Source organism: Tautonia sociabilis (assembly GCF_003977685.1).
Classification (GTDB): domain Bacteria; phylum Planctomycetota; class Planctomycetia; order Isosphaerales; family Isosphaeraceae; genus Tautonia; species Tautonia sociabilis.
Genome location: NZ_RYZH01000015.1, coordinates 107,910 through 126,718, shown reverse-complemented (window position 1 = coordinate 126,718; position 18,809 = coordinate 107,910). Strand labels below are relative to the sequence as shown.

Below are 18,809 nucleotides of genomic sequence, written 5' to 3'. Positions count from 1 at the left end.
GTCGAACGATCTGGGCCTTCTGGTCGGGCGTGAAGTGTCTGCGAGTCTGACTCATGGAAGGTGCCTCCGATTGGGGCCATACTAACCCAACCGGCAGAGCATTCCAGTTCCAGGTGAGGCACTACAGCGCCGCTCCCCTGCCCTGCTCTCTCGGGCGGGGGGGCGGCCATTGGTTCAGGGGTTATTGAGGCGAGGAAATCGGGCCGGGCAGCGAGGCCCGGCCCGGCGTTATTCTCCCCGGAATCTGCGGGCCCTTCGCCTCGCTGCGTCCCTCAGGTCCTCGTCCGTGAACTCGGCGACGATTTGCTCGGCGCTGACTTCGTAGCCTTCGAACCAGCCGTCCACGGCCACGAGATGCCGGAAAATATGCTCCTCGTCCGGGCCGGGCTCATCGGCGATGAAATTCTCGTGCTCGGCTTCCCAGTAGTGCCAGAGGATTTCTTCGATCGCCCTGGCGACCGTCTCGGGCAGCGACTCCTTGGCCGGTGGCCGATTGAATCCGTCGACCGGACGAGGGCCGCGGGATTCCAGAAACACGCGGAGGACGGTAGCACGCTCCTCGCCCGTGACCTCGACCCATTCGCAGAAATCCTCGAGACGCCCCGCGAACCCGCAGGCGGCACAATCGCAGTCGATGTCCAGGCCCCATTCGCCCGGCGGGAATTCGAGGGACCCGTCGGCGACGACGATGAAATCGTCGGACGGGTCGAGCAGGAATGGGCCCGCGCTGTGGCAGCGGGGACAGAGCTTCCCCGCGAGCCGGTAGGTTTGTTTCGTCGATGCCTCCTTGGCCGGTGATTTTCGCTTTTCTCGATTCATGGCGTTTTCCTCCGTGAAGGGGCCGGGCCTCGTGGCCCGGCCTGGTCGGTTAGTCTTCGTGCGGCAGCATGATGGTGATGACCGGCTCGCCCTCGTCGCCGGGGCCGCACAGGGCTTTCAGCTCGACCAGCGGCGGTTCGCCCTCTTCGTTCGAATTCCGGACATGCAGGTGGTAGCGGATTTCGCTGCCCCTCGCGTTCTTCGATTTGATGGCGTAGAGGAGCATGATCAGCACGTCCCAAATCCTGCCGCTCAGGTCCTGGCCCGTGACTCCCTCCGGAATTTCGACGCAGAGCGCCCACGCGGCGCTGGTCATGGCCACGGGGATACGGAACCCGGCTTCGCGTGCCGTCTCGGTCACGTCGATGAGCACGCCGTCGCGGATGGCGTCGGCTCGGGTGTAACAGAAGATGACGATGTCGTCTCGGTTTACCATGGTGTTTCTCCATTTATTGGGACCCGCCTCCCCGACAGCCGTTTTTCCGTCCGGGGGAGGGCCGCGTTTGTCTTTCACTCCCGGCTGGAGACAAACGCGGCCCTCCCCCGGACGGGAAACAGCTATACCGATCCGGTCCCTGGGACCGGATGCCGCTGTTCGTTTCGGTCTTGCCGTGTCGCGACGGATGGAGCGGAGCGGTTGCGAGCGGAGTGACGGGCTTCGCCCGGCATGAGCACGCAGCGGAGCGGCTCCGAAGCCGAGGGACGGCGGCCGACGGACGGCCCGAGGATGGGTCTGCTCGCAGCGGAGCAGAAGAACGCGAAGAACGTTCTGTCTCACAAATTCCCGGTAGGCGAGCCCGTTGTGAGACTTTGAATTTGAAGCGGAGTCTTCGGGAATCGCCTTAAAGTAATCTGTCGATACAATCTATGAGATCCCGTATTTATTCAGCTTTTGGCGGAGAGTCGCCCGGTGGATCCCGAGCACCTGGGCGGCTTGGGCCCGATTATTGAGGCATGCTCCCAAGACGGCCCGGAGGACGTGGGGCTCCGTCAACTCCAAGAATCGTTCGTAGAGGGCCGCTTCATCCGGACAGCCCCGAAGTCGCACCGCCTCCTGCCGTGCCCACTCGGCGAGCTGTGGCTCGATTTCGCCCGTGGCGATCGTGGCCATCCGCCCCGGACCGCACGCGGCCGGGGGGAGATGTTCCGGGCGGATCGTCCGGCCTCGGGCGACGATCGCCGCGTGCTCGATGGCGTTGCGAAGCTCGCGGATGTTCCCGGCCCAAGGCCGCGAGCGGAGTTCACCGATGACCTCCTGGGTGAGGTGGGTGTCGGCGACATCCGGCAAGCGAGACTGCCTCAGGAAGTGCTCGGCCAAGGCCGGGATGTCCTCCCGCCGGTCGCGGAGCGGCGGGGGGTGGATCGGGAAGACGCTCAGGCGGAAGAACAGGTCCTCGCGAAATTGCCCGGCCGCCATGAGTTCCGCGAGCGGCCGATTCGTCGCGGCGATGACCCGGATATCGGTCGGCCGTGGCCGGGCGTCCCCGACGGGGGTCACCTCGCGATGCTCGATAGCCCGGAGCAGCTTCACCTGGAGGCTTGATGGCACGTCGCCGATTTCATCCAGCAGCACCGTCCCGCCCGATGCGAGTTCGAGGAGCCCCTCCCGGTCCTGGGCCGCGCCGGTGAACGACCCCTTGAGGTGGCCGAAGAGTTCCCGCTCCACGAGGCCCGGGCTGAGTGCCGCGAGGCAGATCGGGAGGAACGGGCCGGATCTGCGGCTGCTGTGCCGGTGGATGGCCCACGCCACCAGCTCCTTGCCGGTGCCGCTCTCGCCCGTGATGAGGACCGGGACATCGGTCGGTGCCACGAGGGCGATGCTCTTGAACAGGTCCTGCATCGCGGGCGACGTCCCGATGAGGGCCTCCGCACCGTCGGCCGCGGTCGCTGCCGCGGGGCTCCCTTGGACCTTCGGCGTCTCCAGGGCCCGCTTAACGACGATCGCGGCCTGGTCGAGATCGAAGGGCTTGACCAGGTAATCGAAGGCCCCACCCTCCATCGCCCGGACGGCGGTCTCGAGGTTGCCGAACGCGGTGATGACCACGATGGGGGCCGGGCCGATGCGGCTCCGGAATTCGGAGATGGCTGACAGCCCGTCGATGCCGGGCAAGCGGATGTCGAGCACGATCGCATCGGGAGGGCCGTCCTCGGCGAGCTTGAAGCCCTCCTCGGCCGAGGCGGCAACGTCCACCCGGTGCCCCTCGTCGGTGAGGAACTCGCGGAGCGCGAAGCAGATGCTCGCCTCGTCGTCGACGATGAGGATACGGCTCATACGGCTTCCTTTGCGGCTTCTACGACTCGCGGGAGCGACAGGCGGAAGCGGGTCTCGTGGCCCGCTCGGGTCCAGGAGAGCGCGCCTCCGTGCCGGGTGGCGACTTGCTGGACGAGGGCGAGCCCGAGGCCGACCCCCTCGGGCTTGCTCGTCGTGAACGGCTCGAACAGGGAGACGGCGAGCCCCGGCGGCGGCCCCGGCCCGGTGTCGCTGACCTCGATGGCAACCGCTTCGCCGTCGCAGATGGCTTCGAGCCGCACCGACCCGCCGCGTCCAGCGGCCTCGATGGCGTTCAGGGCCAGATTCAAGGCGGCGGCCCGGAGCCCCGATTCCTCGGCCATCACTTCGAGCGGTGCCCCATCGCCCCGGACATCGAGCGTAACCTTGGCGTGTTCGCACGCGGGACCGACGAGCAGGGCGATATCGCGGAGGAGCCGCCGGAGGTCGCACGCCGCTGGGGGTCGGCTCTCGACGCGGCCGAGCGAGAGGAGGCCCTTGACCTGCTCCTCGGTCATGGCGAGCTGCCTCAAGGCGACGTCCAAGCTCCGGTCGCCCGCCGGGATGGGGCACCGCCTCGCGTGCAGCTGGACGCTCATCCTCGCCCCCGTGAGCGAGTTCCTCATCTGATGGGCGAGGCCCGCCGCGAGCTGGGCCAGCAGCCGCGTCCGCTCCGACCGCTGAATCGTCCGGCTCATATCCCTCAGCTGGTGACACATCGAATTGATGGAGCGGGCGAGGTCCGCGATCTCGTCCCGGTCGCGGCCGGGGTCGAAGCCCTCGAAGTGGCCCCCGGCGATGCGGGCCACCTGCTGGTTGACGTCTCGGATTCGGCGGCCGATGCGCTGAGCAACCCAGCTCGTGATTGCCACCATCAGCAGGAGCGAGCCCCCTCCGAACATCAGGGGCGGCGCCGCGGCTTCGCGCCTCGCCTGCCGCCAACTGGTCTCGGGGTAGAGGACCAGGAGCGACGAGGAGTGCGGACGAGCCGACGGCGGGAGCGGCACCGCAAAGTAGCGGACGCCGTCCAAGAGCACCGTCGGAGATTCGCCGAGCGAGTCGAGGCACGCCGCCTGCGGGATGGAACGGGGTGGCGGGGGCGTGTCCTTGAGGCTCGAAAAGCTCGTCGCTGCGACATGACCGTCGGCCGTATAAGCGATGAACTCGGCCCCGGAGAGGCCCCGCATCCTGGCGAGGACGCTCTCCGTGTAAGGAAAGTTCGCGTGCCCGAGGGCTTCGACGACGCCATTCAAGCGGTCGATAACTTGGCGTTCGCTCCGCCGTGCGGCGAGGGTCGCCGTGACCAGCGTGATGGCACAGACCGCCATGCCCTGGATGACGATGAGGGGAATCAGGATTTGATTTCGTATCGACCAACGCAATCGGAGAGTCCTGATCGAACCAACCCGGCGTGGACAACAAATCGCCGAACGTGGCGATAATTCCACCACCGGAACGCATCAGGTCCTTCGCGGGAGGGACGTAAGACGTTCCCACGGGCGATTATACGCTCCGGGATGCTCAGGGCACTGGATTTGCCAAGAGAGCCGAGCTGTCCCGGTATCGCCATCGCCTCCGGAGATCTCATGCAATGATATCGCGTCGTGGTTTTACGCTGATCGAGCTTCTGGTCGTCATCGCGATCATCGGCGTCTTGATCGCCCTCCTCTTGCCCGCCGTGCAGGCCGCCCGCGAAGCCGCCCGGCGGATGCAGTGCACGAGCAACCTGAAGCAGATCGGTCTGGCCCTGCACAACTACCACGGCACCATCGGGGCGCTACCGCCATCCCTGGCGATCGCCGGCTCGGGGACGACGGTCACCTGGACGAACAGCTTCGGGGCCTTCCCGAGGATCCTCCCCTACGCCGAGCAGGGCCCGCTGTTCAACACCATCAACTTCGACGTCGACATGTTCGACGGGTCGAACGATACGGTGCGCGTCCAGGTCGTGGGGGTGCTGATCTGCCCGAGCGAGACCGGCCCCCCGGCGCGGGCCTCCGGGGACAGCCGGCTGGGCATCGCCACGTACGGGTTCGTCCAGGGAGACTGGTTCGTCTGGGGCGGCATCGGCAGCACGATGAAGAACCGGAGCGCCTTCGGCCCCAACCAGTCCCGCACGTGGGCGGAGTTCCGGGACGGTACGAGCAACACCCTGCTGATGTCCGAGGGCAAGGCGTACATGACCTATTACCGCGACTGCCCGGCCCTGGCTCACATCAACGACCCCCACAACATCCCCGGCCCGGATGCCGACCCGTACGCCGTCGCGCCCGAGTACCTCGGCGGTTGCGCCGTGCGCGTGGGGGAGGGCCGGACGCAATGGTTCGAGTCGGGCGTCCACCACAATGGGATCACCACCGCGTGGCCGCCGAACAAGCAGATCCCCGGCGGGCCGAACCGGGAGTACGCCGAGGTCGACCTGACCAGCAGCCGCGAGAAGCGCGGCCTGCCGACGTTCGCCGCGATCACGGCCCGTAGCTACCACCCGGGCGGCGTCAACGCCTTGTTCGGCGACGGCTCGGTCCGCTTCGTCAAGGAGACTGTCAACGGCTGGACCTGGCGGGCCCTGGGGACCGTCGCGGGCGGCGAGGTCATCAGTGCCGACTCTTACTGATTGGAGAGAAGCCTTCAATGAGGTCGAGGCCCCCCGAGACCATAGGTTCCGTTTCTTGGCTCCTTCGCCCCTGCGGAAGCACCGGTAATGGTACGTACCCCGCGAGACCTTCCCACATCGGACCATTCACCGCTGTGCCTGAGCGCAATTTCCTCGCTGGCCGCAGACGCGGCATTTCCACGCCGGAGGATCGACGGGGATTGCCTCGCGGATCGTCCGGCGATGCTCCCGGATCTTCCGGGCGACGCCGAGGACTTCGGAGCGGAGGGCCTCGGTGTTCTCGACCTTGACCCGAGAGCCGTCGCCCAGGACCACCACCCCGTGCGGCGGGCGCACGCCGTAGCGCTCTTCCACCAGCAGCAGGTACACCCCGAGCTGGAGTCGGTGCGCGTCCTGGAGACGCTTCGCCGATTTCCATTCCTCGGGGATGAAATACCGGCCCTGCCGGATGATCCGGTCGGGGCGGCCGATGAGCCCGAGGCGCTCGGAAGAGAGCGTCTCGCTGTCGAGGGCGACAGTCGCCCCCGCCTCGAAGCCCCGCTTCCTTCGGGCAGTGAGGGCGAGCAAGGCGCAGAGCAGCCCCAGGACGGCCAGGAGCAGGGCCACGCCGAACGGCAGCGTCATGGCCTCACCCCGAGGAGGAACAGCACAGCCAGGAGGAGCATCGCGAGCACGAGAAGCGAGATGCCCAGCGAGAGCACGGCCCGCGATCGCCGCTCGAAGACGGCGGTCAGCCCCTGGAATCTCCCGCCCCGCCGCAAGGCCGCCTGATTCGCGGGTTCCTCGCCGAGGCCGCGCTCCCGCCGCCAGCTCTCGGGGCACCAGGCCCACGAGGCGATTTCCGAAGCCGAGACCATCTCGTCGTTCCGCTTCCTCATGCTGATGTGCCAAAAACGTGCGATGGTGGTAAACTAGGGGAGAAGACGAGGAGGGTAAAGGACCATGGCCACCGACCGAGCGAACGATCTGCAAGCCTTCAGGAGTTTCATCGACGAGCAGCTCGCCAGCGGTGCGACCGACCTCACGCTGGACGAGGCCCTCGCCCGCTGGGAATACGAGAATTCGCCCGAGGAGGAGCGGGAAGAGACCCTCCGGGCGATTCAACGCGGCCTCGACGACATGTACGCTGGGCGGACCGTGGACGCGTTTGAGTTCGTCGAGCGGATGCGGCAGAAGCTCCAACCGACCAACAAGCCGTGAGCTACCGCGTCCGGCTGACCAGGGATGCCGAGGCCGACTTCGAGCAGCGACTGACTGCCCTCGCCGAACGCTCGCCGGAAGCCGCACAGCGGCTCAACGACCGCTTCGAAGACGCCCTCTTCCGACTCCGCGATTTTCCCCTCTCGTGCGGATTCGCCTACGAGGATCCGGCATTTCCCGAGGAAATCCGGCACCTCCTCTTCGGCATCCATCCGAAACGACGCTATCGGGCCCTCTTCACAGTGCGAGGAGATGAGGTGGTCATCCTTGCCATCCGGGCTCCTGGCGAGAAGCCCGTCCGACCCGAGGACATGGCGCCCGAGGGCTAATCCGAACCCCGCCGCGAGAGGTATTCGAGCACGTAGTCGAACCCGACGTCGAAGGCGTCGTGCTCCAGATCGTAAGCGTGCCCGTTCTCGCACTCGACGCTCATCGTCGCATCGTCCACGCCGGTCACTTCGAGCATCCCCCCGCATTCGCAGCAACAGCCGTCCTCGGGAGCGATCAGGATCGGCCCGCTCTGCCTGCCCGCGTCGTTCGTGAGCGAGGTGGGGAAGAGCACCGAATCGGCCAGGACGAAGCGCCGGAAGCCGTCGAGGAGCACATGCATGTCGAGTGCGGCGGCCGCCTGCTCCGGCGTCGAATCCCGCGTCGTCCTGGCCAGCGGCGTCGGGCCGATGGTCCATTCGAGGTCGGCCTCCCCCGCGTAGGAATGGACGATGAGCGGCGTGTCGGTCGGCATGCCGATGGCCGACATGTCGACCTCGTAGAAGAGCCAGGTGCATTCGGGATCCTGACCGCAGTGCTTGAGCGTTGCGAGGGGCTTCCCCTGCTCGTCCCATTTCACGTCGCGGTTCTCGGCCATCCCGGCCAGCACGGCATCGACGAACTCCCGCAGTTCGTCGAGCGAGAGCGGGCGAGTGGACCTAAAGCTTGCCCCCTCCAGGGGATTCGATCGGCCATCGGGATCCGGTGTGAGCGTCGGCATGAGGCGGACCATGCCACGACCTCGTTCGGCCCGTCCATACGGGCTCGCCCGTAAATTCGAGGGTCAGGGCCTCATCAAGATCCGCCGGGATGGGGCTTGTTGCTCCTGTTGCCGCTCGGGCAGCTCGATCAGGTCGTGTGCAAGATCCTTCTGCCGTGCCCGGGAGAGTGTGCGGACGGCGTCCCGGAGCTGCGGCCCGGCCGAGGGCTCGTCGATGACGAGGTGCGTTTCGCCACGGGAGCGGCTGGCCTGCACGTAGGCGAGGTGGCGGTCCGTGAGTGGCCCGCCGAGCAGCACGTGCGCCCGCTCGACCGTGCGGCCCTGGGCCTTGTGGACCGTCGAGCAGTAGGCAAGCCGGATGTGGGCGTAGTCCTCGGTGCGGATCGTCACCTCGCGGCCGCCCTTGTCGAGCCGGACGGCGAGCGTCCGCTCGCGCTCGTCGACGCGGAGCACGTCGCCGGTGAAGCCGTTCTCGATGCCGAGCGCCCGGCTCCGCTTCGTGAACTGGATGCGGTCCCCCTCGTGGATGCGGTCGCCGTCCACGTGCAGGGCCCGTTCGCCGAGCTGCCCGGCCTCAAGCCGCACCGCCTGGCACATCCGATTGATCGTGCGGACCTCGACATTCAGGCTGGCCAGCAGCAGCGTCTCGGCGGGCTTCTCGACCCCGCCATCGGCCTTCCACTGCTCGACCAGGCGGAGCATGGCCCCGCTGCGGTCCTCCGTGACGTGGAGCTGCTCGCGTTCCAGGTAGGCCACGAGCGCGGCCTTCGCCTCGCCCCGAGAGAAGGCGTGCACGGCCTCCCGACGCCACTCTTCCCGCTGCCGCCGGATCTGCACGAGACGCGCATCGCCGACCCGTTCGGCGATGCTCCGGAACGGACCCCCGGCCCCGATCGGCTGGAGCTGCATGGCGTCGCCCACCAGCACGAGCTTCGCCCCGGACCGCTCGACGTGGGCGATGAGGTCGGCCATCGCCTTCGTCGGGGCCATGCCCGCCTCGTCGATGACGACCACGTGATGAGGGGTCAGGACCAGGTCGCGGCGGTTCAGCCGCGCGATCGTCATGGCGAGCGTGTCGGAGGGGATGTTCGCCGAGCGGCGGAGTTCGTCGGCGGCAACTCCCGCGATGGCGCAACCGATGACCTCCTTGCCGGAGAGTTCCCAGACGAGCCGACACGTATCGAGCGTGTAGGATTTGCCCGTGCCCGCCTTGCCGCTCAGGCACTGCACGAGCCCCGGCCTGGTCGTGAGGTGGCGGACGGCCTCGGCCTGCTCCTCGGAGAGCGTCGGCCGGAGCCCGAGCACGCCGGTTACGATCCGCTCCCCAACGGTCGAATTTCGATCGGCCATCCGATTGACCCGCTCCAGCATCTCGCGCTCGATCCGGAGCATCTCGGGCGTCGTGTAACGATCTTCGGAGCGCTCTGCGTAGCGGCGTTTTGCGAGATCTCTTTGCTCGGTGACGAGCCTCCCGAGCGGCACAAGGTCGGGACTCGCGAGCTTGTTCGCCACGGTCTCCAGCACGTCGCGGGCATCGAGCCCGCGGCCCTGAGCGGCCTCGGCGATCTTCTGCGTGAGGTCCTTCTCGCTCCAGTGCGCATGGTGCTCGGAGAGATCCCGGATCGCCTCGGCGAAGACGGAGGTCCGCACCCGCTCCTTCTCACTCGGCGTGAGCGGCGGCGGCGCTCGCAGATGGGCGGCGATCGTTTCCCGATCGACGCCGTAGGTCCAGGCGATCTCCTGCCACTCGGTGAGCCGCTCCGAGCGGGGACGCTCTTCCTTCGCGCGCCGAGTCTCCAGCGTGATGAGTTCGGCCATCCGGGCGGACCCGGCTTCGAGCGCACCGGCCCGCTTGAGGATCTGTTCCTCGATCTCGGCCCGTCGCTTCGAGAAGTGCTCGGTGAGCGCCTCGGGGATGTGGCTGAGCTGGAACGAGGGCCCGTCCCGCTCGATGGCGAAGCCGAGCTGGCGGAGGCCCTCGGCTAGCGCCGCCCGGTAGATCGCCCCGGCAGCCATCTTGTGGTGGTAGAAGCCCGTCGAGTCGATGGCGGTCGTCCGGCCATCGGCGTGGACGGCGACGTTCGGGCAGACGGCGTGCGTGTGGATTTGCGGATCCCCGGCCCGCGAACTCGCGTGGCGGAACAGGGCGAAGGTCAGCGGGACTTGCTGCCGCACGAGCCCCTGCTTGCCGACCCGGGCGAATCCGCAGGTCTGCTCGATGTAATCGAGGGCCTGCCGGACGGCCCGCAGGTCCGCCTGCTCGATCTTCGATCGGAGTTCATCGCTTGCGCAGGCCCACGCGATCGAGGCCGATTTGGGCATCGAGAACGTCAGATCGTCGCCTGGCTTCCGCGGGGCGGACCCCTCCTTGCGGCCCGCGTTGCGGACCAGCGGCGTGACGCCGTCGTGCGGGTGGAAGCCCTCGCAGAGCCGTTCGAGATGTTCGGGTTGGACCTCGCCGGCGAGGCCAAATTCACGCGCCCCCTGGCCATACCACTGCCCGGGGGGTTCGCCGCCCTCCTGGTAATAGTTCGCGTTGGCGAGCTGGAGGTAATACTCGGCCCGGCCGGATGAGAGTGGGCTGATGCTGAGCACGGATGGACCCCCCTGCCCCGCCAGCGGGCCGAACGGTGCGAGCGAATGCGCTTTGACTGCCCCGGCGCCGCGCGTTAGCTTGTAATTAGAGGTTGATTATGTATGAAATCGGATCGAACTACAGTCGCGATCGGGCCCTGGCGGACGGCGTCCTCATCGACGTGACCGAAATCGTCCGGGACTGCCGGGCCGAGATCCCCTACCCGACCGCGGTCTCCGCCGGGCTCTGGAACCACCCGCTCATCGAGCGCGATCCGAACAAGGTCCGGGACGCGATCGAACGCGGCGTGCGGAGCTGGATCGACGCCGGTCGTCCTGCTGCCGGGACGTTCGTCAATCCCGTCCCCATGTGGGTCCAGGAACAACCGAGATCGCTCGATCCGGAGCTCCACTTCCTCCAACTCACGATGGTCGTGCAGCCGTGCGAGGCGTCGGTCGCGGTGGTGACCTTCCTCGTCGATGATGAATCCGCGGATTTCCGCTGCCCGCGTCCGCCAGGCGGGGCCCTGTACCTGATGTAGGGCTATCCGGGCTTGAGCTTCGGTTGGAGCTGCTGACGCTTGTGCTCCGCCCGGAGCGAATCGAGCCGCGGGCTGAACTCGGCCCGCTCGATGGCATCCGGCTCCAGGTGTCCCTGCTGCTCTCGGAGCTCATGCATCCGCTCCATGGCACAAGTCCGGGCCGCCTCTTCCGTGTTGCGAATCGCGACGATCTTGCCCTCGGCGCGGATCCCCGGGAAGCGCTCGACGGCGACCCAGCGCTCGGCATCGATCGGACGGTCCATGCGGCCGAACGGCCGGGCCACGCGGTCCACGGCGACGCCCCGGTAGTCCCAGCCGTCGGTGTAGAAGACCTTCAGCCCGACCCGTGGCGGCCCGTGCTGGCCGTCCCACTTGCAGGCGATGACTTCGGCCTGCTGCGCGTGCTCCTCCTGACGCCTGAAATTGCGGACCATCTGATCCACCCGGGGATCCCAGCCGAGCGGTAGCTCGAAGGGGGTGCCTCGGTCGGGCACCGGACCTTTCGGCCCCTTGAAGACGCCGACTTCGGGACGTCCGGCCGCGGCTCGGACCGCCTCGCGGGCGGTCGCGTGGGTCGACTCGACGACGGCGATCCCGGCGGACCGGACGCTCCCGATCACCCGGACGACCATGTGCTGCTTCTCGTCATCGGCCATCGCTCGGCCCCCTTTCTGCCGCGGTTGCCGTGGCGCTCAATGCGAGAAATCCGCCGGATCCGGTTCTAGCCCGATCCGTCGAAGTTCCTCGCGGGTGAATGGGTGCATGTACATGTGCTCCTTCGGCCTCAGGCTCTCGTCGTAGGGTCTCACCTCGGGGTGCGGCCGCGGCACGTGCCGCCGCAGCCAGTCGGTGTCGAGGTGGAACCGCCACCGGCCGGTCTGGAAGAGGCCGGTCCTCGGCACGTCGGCGAAGCCGTGGATGCCGGAGAGGAAGTCGGCGGCTGGCAGGTTCGCGAACTCGTCGGGGTGCACGAACGGCCGGTCGTAGTAGCTCTCCGAGACCCCTTCGCTTTGGCCGGTCGAGTGCTGCGATGACGAGGATCCACCGCCCGGGGCCCATGTCCGGCCCTCGGTGAATCCCGCCGAAAGCCCCATGTTGCCGAGCAGCTCGTAGCCGCGGATACGGCCCATCCGCTTCGCGTTGTACTCGGCGCCCGTCTCGTCCGCGGTCCGGAAGAGCATCTGGTTCTGGCACTGGCCGAGCAGGATCTCCCGGCCGGGCTTGCCGTAGAGCTTGTCGAGCTGGGCCGGGGTCTGGATGCAGATCGCGACGCGCACGCCCCGCGAGCGGCCGAGTTCGCACAGGTCGAGGAACCCCTCGACGGGCCGGTCCCCGCCGAGCTTCGCGAACTCGTCGATGATGACGTAGTCCCGCGGGAAGTCGACGTCGCCGCGCGCAAGCAGGTATTGCTGCACGAGCTTGAAGTAGAGGGCGTTCAGGGGCCCGAGGATCTTGTCGTAGCGCGTGTCCGTGCCGAAGAGCACGACGCAGCATTCCCGGGTCGTCTCGCGGATCGAGACCTTGACCTGGGCGTTGTGCCAGTAGGCGGCGAAGGTCTCCAGCGGCGCGATGCGGGTGACGATCGTGCTGACGATGCTGCGGTAGGTCTCCCCCTGGGCCTCGTCGAGGAGCTGGGTCAGGAACCGCGTGTGCGGGGTTCGTCCCAGCATCTGCCGGATGTAGGACGGGTTCCGCAGGATGAGGCAGGTCTCGCGGAAGCTCCATCCCGGCTGCGTCAGGACCTGTGCGAGCAGAACGCCGTAGAGAAGCAACCTCGTCACGTCGGCGAAGAACGGCTGCTGGGCGTCGGGTTGCTCCGGCACGAAGATCCGGGCGATCTGCTCGCAGTCGTTCTTGTCAAGGATGTCGAGGAAGGCATCCCACCCCACGCTCTCCCGGTGGAGCGGATTCATGATGTAGATGGGGATCTCGGGGTTCATCGCCCGCAGGTAGGCGAAGGCCTCATTCTTCGGGTCGAACCGATAGACGCGCCGGTCCATGCCGGGCTGGAACTCGCCGAGGAAGCTGTTCTCGAACGCATAGAGGCTCGCCGACTTGCCCGCGCCCGTGCCGCCGATGAAGGCGAAATGGAACTTGCCGAGCGACCGCGGGATGCGGACCCCGCCGAAGACGTAGCTGTTCTTGCGGGCCCACTCTTCAAGCGACGGGCCCCGCCGACGTCGGATCGAAGCGAACAACGCGCGCGATCTCTCGGAGAACAAAGCCGCTATCGTCATCGTCTCCGCTCCTTGCGGTAGAGCCTGCCGAGTTCGGCCGCGGCCTGCCGCTCGGCCGCGTGATGATCGGGAATGACGGGCGTGATTCGCCTCGGCAGTCGCTGGGGCTCGGGCCGGCGAGCCAGGAGCTTCGGTAGGAAGATGAATCCGAGGCCAATGATGGCGACGACCAGGCCGAACGCGAGCAGGACGAGGTCCTCGATCCAGCCCCCGCCCGCGTAGAAGGCCACGCCGATGAGGAAAACCGCTGCCGAACAGGCGAAATAGCTGGTCTTGAACAGTACCCAGTAGAGGGCGGCGGTGAAGCGGAGTGCTCGTGAACTTGTTCTCCTGAAGATCAAACTGATGAGGCAGAGCGGGACGGTGGCGTACCCGATGAGTCGGGGCTCCGCTCCGAGGACACCCAGGGCGATGAGATGGACGGCCGCGATGAACAGCAGGAACGCGGCCGCCCTGGTCGCGGCCAGGGGGAGCGTCCGTGCTCCCCGCAGCACGAGTTGCCGCGATCGCCCCGTCATGGAGCCTGCTCTCGCGATGGAAGCCGCGGCGCCGGACGCCTGCCCTGCTCCCGGGTGTAGCTTGCGGCCTGCTCGCGCCTGATCCGGTGACGGTCTTGGGCTGTCTGCTCCACCACGTAGCCGTCAACTGGAGGGAGATCGAAGTTGAATTCCTCCTCGGCATCCCACTCATGCGGGGGGAGATCCAGGTTCGATTCCTCCTCGGCAACCAGGTCGAGCCGATCGAAGTCGAATTCCTCCTCGAAAGCCAGGCCGAGCCGGGCGAAATGGGGATTGGAGGCCCCGATCTGATCGGCCCTCTCCGGGGCGGTCCGCGTGCCGGGCCGGACGGCGGGGGCCGCCGCGGCCCTCACCGCGGCTTCCTCGGCCTTGTGCTTCTCCCGGATGCCCTCGTCGAAGGCGTTCTCGCCGAGGGCCTTGTCGCGCAGCGTGCGCACCGCCTCCTCGAGCTGCTGGTGCCGTTCCTTGAAGTTGCGCAGCCGTTCGACGAAGGCGTCGTACCTCGTCGCCGCGGTCAGGTCGTCCGCGTATTCGAGGGCCGGGATGATTCGCTCGTAATAGCGCGTGACGTGCCGGATGTACTTGACGAGGTCGTCGTCGGTGAGGGCGCCGAGGCTCTGCTGTTCCTGCTCGGCGAGCCTCGCCTTGCCCTCGAACATCTGCGCCGTGTCGAGGTAGAGGGCGCTCAGGTCCTCGAACTCCTCGGCCTCGGCGTAGCCGCGGTACACCTCGGCGGCCGCCCGGAACCGGGCCGGGGCCGAGTCGAGCGACTTCTCGAGCTGCTCGGCCTGGGCCGTCATCTCCTCCCAGTGGTCGATGATCTGCCGGCCCTGGGCGACCATGCCGCGGGCGACCCGACGCATGAGGTCGGCGGTCATGGCCTCCTTCTCCGGGTCGAACGCGCCGGGGGGCGTCGCGTCGACGGCGTCGAGGAACGCCTCCATCAGGGAATCGAGTTCCCGCTCTTCCCGGGCGATCCTCGCCGACGCCGCGTTGGCCAGCTCGATCGCCGGGTCCTCGGGATAGAACTCCTCGGGCTGTTGCTGCTGCTGCCGATCGGGCGCCTCCCCCATCGGCGCATCCTGGGCGCGGGCCGCCGCGATCGGCGTGGTGACGACGGTGATCGCGATCAGTCTGACCATGAGCCGAGCCATCCTCTCACCTCCCTTGCGGCCTGTTCGAGGGCCTGATGCTGGTGGTACCGGAAGCCGCGGCCGCCGTCGGCGGGGGCCGTTCCGGCCCGCGGGCCGGCGGACGCGGCGGACGACGTGCCTTGCGTGTCGAGGGTCCGCCACGCGGCCGGGGCTGCCCTCTGGGGGCGGTCGCCGGCGGAGGCGGGCGGGGCAGGCGTTGCGGGGTTGGCCCGGCCGGACCCGGATCGAGCGAGCCGGCCGAGGTCCCTCCAGGCCGCGGGCGCCGCCCATCGCGTCGGGTCGCTACCGGATCCGGGACTGGGGTGTCGAGCGACGCCCCTTGAGGCCACGGGGACTTGTCGTTTGGGGCGTACGTCGGTCGCGCTCGTCTCCTCGCCCCCTTCGCGTTGCCGTCCCCACGGGATCTCCAGGGTGAACGCGGGGGCGATGAGCAGCATCGCTGCGGCGAGCCCGAAGAGCGGCCCTCGGGGGAACTTCCCGCGGCATGGCCCGCTCGGGGATCGCCAGGCGTTCTCCTCGGGCCCCGGATCGGGCCGACCCGACGCCGACGATGGTCCCGTGCCTCGGTCGGTGATGACGGCCTCGGCGCTTTCCACATGGCTCGTTTGAAGGCCCGATCTCGGTGCAGCCCCGACCCCCGGTGGCGCTCGCTTGGTGGATATCGGCGGAGTTTCCAGGTCATTGTTCCCGGACCCCGTGACGTTGGCCCCTCCGCGCGGTTCCTGAACCTCACGAGGCTTCGGCGAGGATTGCTCGCGAGCTTTCCGCTTCTGTTCCTCTTCCTCCCTCTTGAGTCGCATGAAGTCGAGGTAGTGGAGGTTGGCCTGGAGGTTGTTGGTGCGCGAGTCGACGTAGGCCAGGAAGAACTCGGTGATCGTCGACTTGCGGCCTGCCAGCTCCTCAGCCAGTCGGAGCACCAAGCCAGGCCGGTGCCGGTTCTGGCTCTCCAAGGCTTCCCACCACTTGCGGGCGTTCCCCGATGTATTGGCCCAGCCGATGGTCTCCTTGACATCGCGGAGCCTCGCGGACCCTTGCTCGGTGGTCATGCTCGTCGTGTCGGTCATCCTGGTGGCTGGCAACCCGGTCGTGATGACCACAGGGGTGTATCGGAGCGGCGTCTCGCGGAGCCGGGCCGGCCGGGGCCGCCGCGCGGCCTCGGCCATCGGGCCGGCCATCTCCGGCAGGTTGTGGGCGGCGCGGAGCCAGAGCTGCACGGGGGGGATATCGGGGAAGAACGCCGTCCAGGCCCGCCCGTAGAGGAAGTGCTCGGGGGAACTCTGGATCTCCTCCCGCAGCAGCAGGGGCCGCGCGACGGGGCGGACCGTCCGCGTCACCGTGCGCGGCCCGTCGCCGAACTCGCCCACCTCCTGGACCTCGTCGACGGCCTCGACCGTGCAGGTCCCGGACTGCAGCGACGCCCACTCGGCGTCGTGCTGCTCGACCGACTTGAACAGCTTGGTGCCGAAGGCGGCGAGGATGTCGCGGGCCTCGGTGCCGTACGTGTGCTCGATCTGGGACAGGGACTGGACCGCGGCGATCACCCGGACGTCCCGCGAGCGGGCCAGGTTCAGGTGCTGGCCAAGGTCGGGGATCCGGCCGACCGCCGCGGTGAAGTCGTCCAGGTAGAGGTTCAGGGGCCGGGGCAGCCGGCAGCCCGGTTGGGCCATCGCACAGCGGGCAGCCTCGCGGAACAGTTGGGCGAAGAACAGGTTGACGAAGGCTCGCAGCTTCTCCACCGAGCCCTGGTGCAGTTCGAAGATCAGGATTGTTGGCCGCTCGAACAGACACGTGGACCGGAATTCGTTGATTGATGTGACGCTGGCCAGCCCCGGGTCCCGCAGCGCCCGCAGGTGCATCTGGGCCTGGGCCTGGACGGTCTCGGCGTTGTGCGAGCCCGAAGCCAGGAAGCTGTGGACCCCCGACGCAAACGCGACGTCGGGATGGGCCATCAACAGCGCCAGCAGCTGGTCCCGCGGCAGTTCGAGCGCACGGTGGACGTCGGCCGGGCAGACGGCCCCCCGGGTCTTCTTCAGGCAGAGGATCACCGCCGTGATCCAGCGGGCCGCGTTGGAGTCCCAGAAGGGGCTGTCCCGGCTGCCGCGCAAGGTCTGGGTCGCCTGACAGAAACTCTCGGCGTCGTCCAGCACGGTTCCTTCGTCGTCCTGGTGGGCGAACGGGTTCCAGGCATGGGTCGTGCGATCCGGCTCGGTCAGATTGATGACCACGATCGACGTACCCGGACGGTGCTTCTCGACGAAGGGGGTCAGCTTCTGGTGCTGGTCACCCTTGACGTCGATCGTGACGACCGAGGCCTCGGTGTCCTTGATGTCGGAGTTGATCAGCGGGAGAAACATTTCTGAGGTCTTCCCGGATCCGATGCGGCCGACGGCCAACATGTTCCGTCGTCGGATCTCGGCGGGTAAGTACAGCCGAGTCTTCCAGATCGGGGCATACCCGCCGCCCTCGGGCGCGTCGGTCAGCAGGCTGACGTCGTCGAGGTAGGCGGGATGTTCCTCGTCGGGCGGGTCCAGGAACGCCCGCAGGTCGGCCTCCGTGGCGAACCGCGCATCGCCGTGGATCCGAGACCCGTGCGGCCGCGTGCGTGCGGGCAACCGATCAAGACGAAAGAAGGTTGGGCTCTCGAGATCTTCGTTTGAGAACATCGGTACCTCCTGGTCTCCCGGGACCTGGCCGTTGTCGGCGAACTCGCGACAATCGCCGTCAGAAATGTGAATCGATCCATTCCCTGACCCGGATCGCGGCATCCCGGAACGCCTCCTGCTGGTGATGCACGAAGCCGTGGGCTTCGGGGGCCGGACGTGTCTGATCTGCAAGGTCGGACGTCGCTGTCGAATTCGTGGCTCTGGCCGAAATGCCCCGCGTATCGATGTCCCGCCACACCGCCGGAGCAGACTTCCCGGAATGGCTACGGACGGGGTCCGGCGACGGCCATCGGTCGAGGTTCCTCCAGGCCTCGGGGGCCGGTCGTTTGCGGGCGTCGTTGGTTGTGATCGCGTCGCTGTCGCTGCTTCGTTCCCCGAGGGGGATGCCCAGGATGAACGCGGCGATGAGTAGCACTGCGGCGGTTAGCCCGTAGAGCGGCCCTCGATGGAGCAACCGCGCGCGTGATCTGGATCGACTTCTTTCGGGATCTCCTTCGGGCTCCGAGTCGGGCCGACTCAGGATCCGTTGGTGTCCCCCTGCTGGGCGGTGCGGGATTGCTGCTCCATCGCCTCCCGGGCGGCCCGTTCCCTGGCCTCGCGTTGTCGCTTGCCCGTCCCCGGTGGTCGGCCCCGCCTGCGCTTCGGCGGCTCCGCGTTCTCCGAGGATGGCGGCGCGGAGGGAGGCGAGGATCCATTCGTCTGGGCCTGATCCGGGCGGCCCGGCGGTGGCAGGCTCAGGTTGTTGCCCTCGCCCCGCCCCCTCCCCTGCCCCGGCACCGGCAGCGTTCCACCGGCCGCTGCGGATCCGTTCTCGGAGTTCGTCGATCGGTCGAAAGGGGCGTTCAGCCGTTCCTTCCGCACCTCGTCATCGGATAGCGGCGTGCGGAGCATGTCCGTGACCTGCTCGGACATCAGCATGACCCCCACGCGAAACGTCGAGACGATCTCCCGTCTCGCGGGATCGACATCGTCTCCCTTCAGGTACTGCTCGGCCTCTTCCATGGCGGCCATGGTGCTTCGCAGGCCCTCGGCGGCAGCCCGCACGGCATCGGCGTGGAGGGCCTGGGCCTCCTCCTGGGCCTTCAGGGCCAGCGAGCCGTACAGAAACTTGGTGATCAAGTTCATGAACCGTTCACGGAGATTCATCGGCACCTCCCGCTTTAGACGCGGTCGGAGAAACGGCTCGCCGGATCGGCGAGCGCTCGGGGGACATGGACGGAGGTCTCGACGG

The 18,809-nt window shown here is 67.7% G+C and carries 18 protein-coding genes; 4 read left to right on the top strand and 14 right to left on the bottom strand.

The features are described from left to right. Positions 1 to 228: 228 nt before the first annotated feature. The 4 genes from TsocGM_RS09860 to TsocGM_RS09845 all read right to left on the bottom strand — a co-directional run bounded on the left by TsocGM_RS09860 (position 229) and on the right by TsocGM_RS09845 (position 4,470). Positions 229 to 819, bottom strand: coding sequence for an acylphosphatase (locus tag TsocGM_RS09860; RefSeq protein ID WP_126725139.1), 591 nt, complete (start codon positions 817 to 819; stop codon positions 229 to 231). A 49-nt stretch (positions 820 to 868) separates the two neighbouring features. Beyond that, complete coding sequence (locus tag TsocGM_RS09855; RefSeq protein ID WP_126725138.1) at positions 869 to 1,255, bottom strand: DUF6573 family protein; 387 nt, start codon at positions 1,253 to 1,255, stop codon at positions 869 to 871. Positions 1,256 to 1,684: 429 nt separating this feature from the next. Further along, on the bottom strand, positions 1,685 to 3,091 hold the full coding sequence (locus tag TsocGM_RS09850) for a sigma-54-dependent transcriptional regulator (protein ID WP_126725137.1): 1,407 nt from the start codon (positions 3,089 to 3,091) through the stop codon (positions 1,685 to 1,687). After that, on the bottom strand, positions 3,088 to 4,470 hold the full coding sequence (locus TsocGM_RS09845) for a sensor histidine kinase (protein ID WP_126725136.1): 1,383 nt from the start codon (positions 4,468 to 4,470) through the stop codon (positions 3,088 to 3,090). Before TsocGM_RS09845 ends, TsocGM_RS09850 begins: the two co-directional genes overlap by 4 nt. Positions 4,471 to 4,679: 209 nt before the next feature. Between TsocGM_RS09845 and TsocGM_RS09840 the strand changes: the two genes are divergently transcribed. Further along, entirely contained in the window at positions 4,680 to 5,702 is a 1,023-nt protein-coding gene (locus tag TsocGM_RS09840; protein WP_126725135.1) for a DUF1559 family PulG-like putative transporter, read from the top strand. A gap of 126 nt (positions 5,703 to 5,828) precedes the next feature. On the opposite strand, the gene TsocGM_RS09835 is transcribed toward TsocGM_RS09840, so the two are convergent. Both TsocGM_RS09835 and TsocGM_RS09830 read right to left on the bottom strand, forming a co-directional pair. Beyond that, the gene (locus TsocGM_RS09835) at positions 5,829 to 6,326 is read right to left on the bottom strand and encodes a CRISPR-associated protein Cas4 (protein WP_126725134.1); all 498 of its coding nucleotides are present in this window, start codon (positions 6,324 to 6,326) and stop codon (positions 5,829 to 5,831) included. Further along, positions 6,323 to 6,559, bottom strand: a complete 237-nt coding sequence (locus TsocGM_RS09830; RefSeq protein ID WP_126725133.1) for a hypothetical protein — start codon at positions 6,557 to 6,559, stop codon at positions 6,323 to 6,325. Before TsocGM_RS09830 ends, TsocGM_RS09835 begins: the two co-directional genes overlap by 4 nt. A gap of 85 nt (positions 6,560 to 6,644) precedes the next feature. Here TsocGM_RS09830 and TsocGM_RS09825 point away from each other — a divergent pair, with 85 nt between their 5' ends. Together TsocGM_RS09825 and TsocGM_RS09820 are read left to right on the top strand one after the other, a co-directional pair. Continuing rightward, a complete protein-coding gene (locus TsocGM_RS09825; protein WP_126725132.1) occupies positions 6,645 to 6,902 on the top strand; it encodes a hypothetical protein in 258 nt (85 codons plus the stop codon). After that, a complete protein-coding gene (locus TsocGM_RS09820; protein ID WP_126725131.1) occupies positions 6,899 to 7,231 on the top strand; it encodes a type II toxin-antitoxin system RelE/ParE family toxin in 333 nt (110 codons plus the stop codon). Before TsocGM_RS09825 ends, TsocGM_RS09820 begins: the two co-directional genes overlap by 4 nt. Here the strand turns inward: TsocGM_RS09820 and TsocGM_RS09815 are convergent. Continuing rightward, complete coding sequence (locus TsocGM_RS09815; RefSeq protein ID WP_126725130.1) at positions 7,228 to 7,902, bottom strand: hypothetical protein; 675 nt, start codon at positions 7,900 to 7,902, stop codon at positions 7,228 to 7,230. The two genes, TsocGM_RS09820 and TsocGM_RS09815, sit on opposite strands and share 4 nt — an antisense overlap. A 51-nt stretch (positions 7,903 to 7,953) precedes the next feature. Then, positions 7,954 to 10,485 carry a MobF family relaxase gene (gene mobF, locus TsocGM_RS09810; protein ID WP_126725129.1) on the bottom strand — a complete coding sequence of 844 codons (2,532 nt, stop codon included), beginning with the start codon at positions 10,483 to 10,485 and terminating at the stop codon, positions 7,954 to 7,956. Between the two features lie 98 nt (positions 10,486 to 10,583). On the opposite strand from mobF, the gene TsocGM_RS09805 reads away from it, so the two are divergent. After that, on the top strand, positions 10,584 to 11,006 hold the full coding sequence (locus tag TsocGM_RS09805; RefSeq protein WP_126725128.1) for a DUF6573 family protein: 423 nt from the start codon (positions 10,584 to 10,586) through the stop codon (positions 11,004 to 11,006). A 2-nt stretch (positions 11,007 to 11,008) separates the two neighbouring features. On the opposite strand, the gene TsocGM_RS09800 is transcribed toward TsocGM_RS09805, so the two are convergent. The 6 genes from TsocGM_RS09800 to TsocGM_RS09785 all read right to left on the bottom strand — a co-directional run bounded on the left by TsocGM_RS09800 (position 11,009) and on the right by TsocGM_RS09785 (position 18,724). Beyond that, positions 11,009 to 11,662: a hypothetical protein gene (locus TsocGM_RS09800; RefSeq protein ID WP_126725127.1), complete on the bottom strand. Its 654-nt coding sequence runs from the start codon at positions 11,660 to 11,662 to the stop codon at positions 11,009 to 11,011. Between the two features lie 36 nt (positions 11,663 to 11,698). Then, entirely contained in the window at positions 11,699 to 13,204 is a 1,506-nt protein-coding gene (locus TsocGM_RS09795; RefSeq protein ID WP_158633469.1) for a type IV secretory system conjugative DNA transfer family protein, read from the bottom strand. A gap of 35 nt (positions 13,205 to 13,239) precedes the next feature. Continuing rightward, on the bottom strand, positions 13,240 to 13,761 hold the full coding sequence (locus TsocGM_RS25965; RefSeq protein WP_158633468.1) for a hypothetical protein: 522 nt from the start codon (positions 13,759 to 13,761) through the stop codon (positions 13,240 to 13,242). After that, a complete protein-coding gene (locus TsocGM_RS25960; protein ID WP_158633467.1) occupies positions 13,758 to 14,903 on the bottom strand; it encodes a hypothetical protein in 1,146 nt (381 codons plus the stop codon). The genes TsocGM_RS25965 and TsocGM_RS25960 overlap by 4 nt, the downstream gene beginning before the upstream one ends. After that, a complete protein-coding gene (locus tag TsocGM_RS09790) occupies positions 14,891 to 17,578 on the bottom strand; it encodes a type IV secretion system DNA-binding domain-containing protein (protein ID WP_158633466.1) in 2,688 nt (895 codons plus the stop codon). Before TsocGM_RS09790 ends, TsocGM_RS25960 begins: the two co-directional genes overlap by 13 nt. A gap of 516 nt (positions 17,579 to 18,094) precedes the next feature. Then, positions 18,095 to 18,724, bottom strand: a complete 630-nt coding sequence (locus TsocGM_RS09785) for a hypothetical protein (RefSeq protein WP_126725124.1) — start codon at positions 18,722 to 18,724, stop codon at positions 18,095 to 18,097. Positions 18,725 to 18,809: the final 85 nt, after the last annotated feature.

Coding starts and splice junctions, on each gene's coding strand:
- TsocGM_RS09860 (WP_126725139.1), bottom strand. CDS start 819: ATGAATCGAGAAAAGCGAAAATCACCGGCCAAGGAGGCATCGACGAAA.
- TsocGM_RS09855 (WP_126725138.1), bottom strand. CDS start 1,255: ATGGTAAACCGAGACGACATCGTCATCTTCTGTTACACCCGAGCCGAC.
- TsocGM_RS09850 (WP_126725137.1), bottom strand. CDS start 3,091: ATGAGCCGTATCCTCATCGTCGACGACGAGGCGAGCATCTGCTTCGCG.
- TsocGM_RS09840 (WP_126725135.1), top strand. CDS start 4,680: ATGATATCGCGTCGTGGTTTTACGCTGATCGAGCTTCTGGTCGTCATC.
- TsocGM_RS09835 (WP_126725134.1), bottom strand. CDS start 6,326: ATGACGCTGCCGTTCGGCGTGGCCCTGCTCCTGGCCGTCCTGGGGCTG.
- TsocGM_RS09830 (WP_126725133.1), bottom strand. CDS start 6,559: ATGGTCTCGGCTTCGGAAATCGCCTCGTGGGCCTGGTGCCCCGAGAGC.
- TsocGM_RS09825 (WP_126725132.1), top strand. CDS start 6,645: ATGGCCACCGACCGAGCGAACGATCTGCAAGCCTTCAGGAGTTTCATC.
- TsocGM_RS09815 (WP_126725130.1), bottom strand. CDS start 7,902: ATGGTCCGCCTCATGCCGACGCTCACACCGGATCCCGATGGCCGATCG.
- TsocGM_RS09805 (WP_126725128.1), top strand. CDS start 10,584: ATGTATGAAATCGGATCGAACTACAGTCGCGATCGGGCCCTGGCGGAC.
- TsocGM_RS09800 (WP_126725127.1), bottom strand. CDS start 11,662: ATGGCCGATGACGAGAAGCAGCACATGGTCGTCCGGGTGATCGGGAGC.
- TsocGM_RS25965 (WP_158633468.1), bottom strand. CDS start 13,761: ATGACGGGGCGATCGCGGCAACTCGTGCTGCGGGGAGCACGGACGCTC.
- TsocGM_RS25960 (WP_158633467.1), bottom strand. CDS start 14,903: ATGGTCAGACTGATCGCGATCACCGTCGTCACCACGCCGATCGCGGCG.
- TsocGM_RS09790 (WP_158633466.1), bottom strand. CDS start 17,578: ATGTTCTCAAACGAAGATCTCGAGAGCCCAACCTTCTTTCGTCTTGAT.
- TsocGM_RS09785 (WP_126725124.1), bottom strand. CDS start 18,724: ATGAATCTCCGTGAACGGTTCATGAACTTGATCACCAAGTTTCTGTAC.